At 49.8% G+C, this 3,156-nt stretch carries 4 protein-coding genes; 3 read left to right on the plus strand and 1 reads right to left on the minus strand.

The features are described from left to right. The 3 genes from Q0294_RS17205 to Q0294_RS17215 form a co-directional block, all read left to right on the plus strand. Positions 1-727: DUF4129 domain-containing protein (locus tag Q0294_RS17205; protein ID WP_299467927.1), on the plus strand; the 727-nt coding region annotated here is incomplete at its 5' end. Continuing rightward, positions 678-1,940 (plus strand): DUF4350 domain-containing protein, encoded by a 1,263-nt coding sequence (locus Q0294_RS17210; protein WP_299467929.1) that lies wholly within the window; start codon positions 678-680, stop codon positions 1,938-1,940. The genes Q0294_RS17205 and Q0294_RS17210, both read left to right, overlap by 50 nt. 17 nt (positions 1,941-1,957) lie before the next feature. Further along, on the plus strand, positions 1,958-2,314 hold the full coding sequence (locus Q0294_RS17215; protein WP_299467931.1) for a Rieske (2Fe-2S) protein: 357 nt from the start codon (positions 1,958-1,960) through the stop codon (positions 2,312-2,314). On the opposite strand, the gene Q0294_RS17220 is transcribed toward Q0294_RS17215, so the two are convergent. Beyond that, positions 2,305-2,988, minus strand: coding sequence for a metal-dependent hydrolase (locus Q0294_RS17220; RefSeq protein WP_299467933.1), 684 nt, complete (start codon positions 2,986-2,988; stop codon positions 2,305-2,307). The genes Q0294_RS17215 and Q0294_RS17220 overlap by 10 nt on opposite strands. Positions 2,989-3,156 lie beyond the last annotated feature (168 nt).

The raw sequence follows: 3,156 nt of genomic DNA on the forward strand, positions 1-3,156 counted from the left end.
GTCTCTGGTTACAGAGACCGTATTTTCACAGACAACGGAGACCGAACCTTTTGATATATCATCCCCCGACCGGGTAATGATCGAACAGGATACGAAGCAGATTCTCCAGCGCCCCGAATTTCGGCATCTGACGCGAGAGCGCCAGATCACCTCGGATTCACCCTTTGATCTGGAAGATCTGCTCAAAGAACAATCCAAACAAGAAACGTCTAACAACAAATTCGCTCTTTCCGCTTTTGCAGGAATCGTAATTCTGGCATTGTCCTACACCCTGATTGCCTGTGCCTGCGGTTTGATATTGTATTTACTCTATAAATCACTGACAGGCTTCAAGCATATACGAATATTCAACGACAAAACCCATCGTGAGGAATTGCAAGGCGAAATGACACTGGAACAGATTGCTTCACCTGCAGAAAGCGAGGCAGCAACCTATCTCCAGAGGGCAAAAGCGTTAGCCCAAATCGGGGACTACCAGAATGCCATCATTCAGTTGTTATACGGCTCAATGAGTTTTATTGAACGATCGGGCTGGATTCGTTTTCAAAAAGGCCTGACCTATCGGGATTACCTCCGTGCAGCGCGCCCCCACGGTTTGCCCGGCGATTCATTTCGTCAAATGATTCGAACGTATGAACCACTGGGGTTCGGCCGCCGGGAAGCCACCAGAGAACACTTTGAAAGTACACTCCGTCATTATGAAGCAGCCTTCCAGAAAAAAGCGTGAACGCAGGAACGCCGGCTGGATCTGGCTGTTTTTCCTCTGTGCCTTACTCCCTCTCCATCTCTGGTTCCCGGATTTTGGTACCGGAGCGCTCGATGATTCGTATAGTTCCTCCGCCAGTGGAAAAAAAGTGTTCTACCTGTTGCTGGAGCAGGAAACATTCGGCGCTGAACGGAACCGCATCCCATTAACGGTACTCAACCAATCTCTGGACAATGAGGATTTGATGTGTCTCTTGGGACCGGCCAGATATCCCAGTCCGCTGGAATGGGCTTCGCTGCTTGCATGGGTGGAAGAAGGGGGACATCTGATTATTTCCGCTAATCATGAACACCCGGAATTTGAAATCGAATCATTGGGAATCAGCGTGACTTATCTCGATGAAACCGAACGGGTAAATATTCCCCGCGCGGAGTCGGGAAAAGAAAAAAAGAATGAGAGTCGCATCTCGTTCTCAGCAAAAAAACCACATAGTTTACTGGACGGTCAGGCGACAACGGTATTCCCTGATGCCTCCTCCATAGTCTGGGAAACGAATGCCCGGGTGGAATCAAAAACCGGGCAGGTACTTATTTCCTTGGGAGAAACAAAACAGGCAATACGTTTGGAACACGGTTCTGGCGAGATTGTCGTCGCTGCTTCGTCAAGAATCTTTTCGAACCAATCCATGATTGACGGCGGAAGCGTTCCCGCCTATCGGCTGATTGAATCTGCCGGAGCGACTGATTATGTCATTGTTGATGAATCGCTGAATGCCTCGGGGACCTCAAAAGTGGTGGCATTATTAATTGATCCCACTTTTCGACCATTGACGATCCAGCTCCTGATTACCCTGCTGGTATTTGGCTGGTGGCGCAGTACGCGGTTCGGCCCGATCCTTTCGTCCCACATACTTCCCCGGCATAACATTGTGTCTCACACTGACAATGTCGGGAATTTACACTATAAAAACGGAAATGGACGTGCCTTACTCTACGCCTATGTCAAACAGCTCTTTACGGAATTACATCTCAGACACTTTCGGGGAGAAGAGCACCGGGTGATCAATCCGATCGCCCGGCGGCTGCAGGAAGACCCGCAACAAATCAAAGCCTTCCTGAAGCAGGCAGCGAAACTCTCGAAAACGAAAAAAATCAATCGCCAGCAAATGGGTGATTTAATTCGCAAGTTGTCAAAGATACGTCAAGCAGCCCAACCAGGGCATTACCAGGATTAATCAACGAAAGCGTTTCTGTGCTCACATATCATTCGATTGCCAAAGTCGGAGACATTCCTGAAGGGGAAGGCCGTGCATTCCATGTGGAAGGACTGATGATTGCCGTATTCCTGAATGAGGGAAATTACACTGCCATCAATGACTTCTGCCCGCATCAGGGAGCCCCGCTCTCTACAGGCTACGTGGACGAACAAGGCGCCGTTACCTGTCCCTGGCATGCCTGGCGGTTCTGCATCAAAGAAGGAACCTGGCTCGACAACCCCAGATCCAAACTGCAGGTTCCCGTGTATCCGATACGGATCGAAGGGGATGAGATACAGGTCGGGCTGGATCTCCCTGCCGAAGAAAGCGAAACTCATGAAACTCAGAGCTGACAGGATTCGCCCGGCTTCAATACAACCGGCTCTGCTGTTGTCTGTTGCCGAATCGATTCAGCCCACGCTGCTGCATCCTGCGCAATCAGAGGCCAGGTATTGTAGTGCGTGGGAATCACACGTTTCGGAGATATCAGCTTGGTTGCCCGTACCGAGTCTTCAGGCCCCATCGTAAAGTTATCACCTATCGGCAAGATCGCGACATCCACACCTTCCTCGCCAATCAAAGACATATCATAAAACAGGCCAGTGTCTGCGGCGAAGTAAATCGTTCCGTCTTCCAATTTCAATAGAATTCCACAAGGATTGCCCCCATTGCTGCCATCGGGAAGCATGGAACCATGATGGGCGATCGTGAGTTTCACGGTTCCAAAGTCATATTGATGTGCGCCCCCGATATGCTGCGGATGCACATTTTCCACGCCCTGTTTTCCCAGCCATTCAATGATCTCAAAATTGGCAATCACGAGTGCATTGGTTCTGTTGGCAATCTCGACCGTATCGCCGACATGATCACCGTGCCCATGACTGATGATAATGACATCTGCCGACACTGCATTCGCAGAAATGGCTGCGCTCGGGTTCCCCGTTAGAAACGGGTCCAGCAGAATCATTTTGCCTGCGGTTTCAATTTGAAAGGCGGAGTGTCCCAGCCAGGTAATTTTCGTTCCCATGATTGCCTCTGAGAGTGGGAGAGGAATTTATCTTCAAACACATTCCTGCAAGATACTACAGACAGGCAAACAATTTCAAGCAGCTTGCTTCACATATCGATAGGCTAAACAGATCGCACCGAGAATAAAACAAACCATCGCAAACGCGGCAATCCATCCCTGCAGGAA

Source organism: uncultured Gimesia sp., assembly GCF_937919775.1.
Classification (GTDB): Bacteria; Planctomycetota; Planctomycetia; order Planctomycetales; family Planctomycetaceae; genus Gimesia.